This window comes from Thermus aquaticus (assembly GCF_001280255.1).
In the GTDB taxonomy this organism is placed as follows: domain Bacteria; phylum Deinococcota; class Deinococci; order Deinococcales; family Thermaceae; genus Thermus; species Thermus aquaticus.
The window spans coordinates 1-589 of record NZ_LHCI01000042.1; the positions used below are offsets into that span (position 1 = coordinate 1).

Annotated in this window: 1 protein-coding gene; it reads right to left on the minus strand. The window is 70.5% G+C overall.

What is annotated here, in order from left to right; translation table 11 throughout:
* Positions 1-60 precede the first annotated feature (60 nt).
* Positions 61-589: class I SAM-dependent methyltransferase (locus BVI061214_RS00260; protein WP_053766886.1), on the minus strand; the 529-nt coding region annotated here is incomplete at its 5' end.

Consider the following 589-nt stretch of genomic DNA (forward strand, 5'->3'; position numbering starts at 1 on the left):
GATGTTGACGAACCCTTCCTTGGGGGTGCGCACCCGGATCCCTTCCATGGGTTAAGCCTATCAGGAAAGCCGGGTGGAGCGCAGGAAAAAGCGCTTCTCCACCGAAAAGGGGCGGTCCAGGTCGCCAAGCTCCGCCTCCGCCCAGGCCCAGAGCCTCTCCATGGCCCGGGCGTGGGCCTCCTCGGGCACCCCCTTGGTGAAGGAGTAGAGGCGGTAGGGCCGGGCCCCGAGGGCCCCCCCGGGCGTGGGCTCCTCCCCCCCGGCCCCCACCCCCCGGGTCCTGGGCCTGAGGCCAAGGCGCCTTAGGGCCTCCTCCACCTCGGCCATGCGCCTTCCGTGAAGCCCCCGCTCCACCAAGACCCCCTCCTCGGCCACAAGCTCCCGCCACCTCTCCTGCAGGCGGCACTCGGGCTCGGCCTCTACCCTTTCCCAGCCCTCCAGGAGGACCCCGGAGGGCTTTAAGACCCTTAAGGCCTCGGCCAGGGCCTTGGGCCAGTCGGGGAGGAGGTGCCAGAGGTGGACGGCGATGACCCCGTGGACGCTCTCGTCGGGGAGGGGGATTTCCCGGGCATCCGCCAGAAGAAGGCGC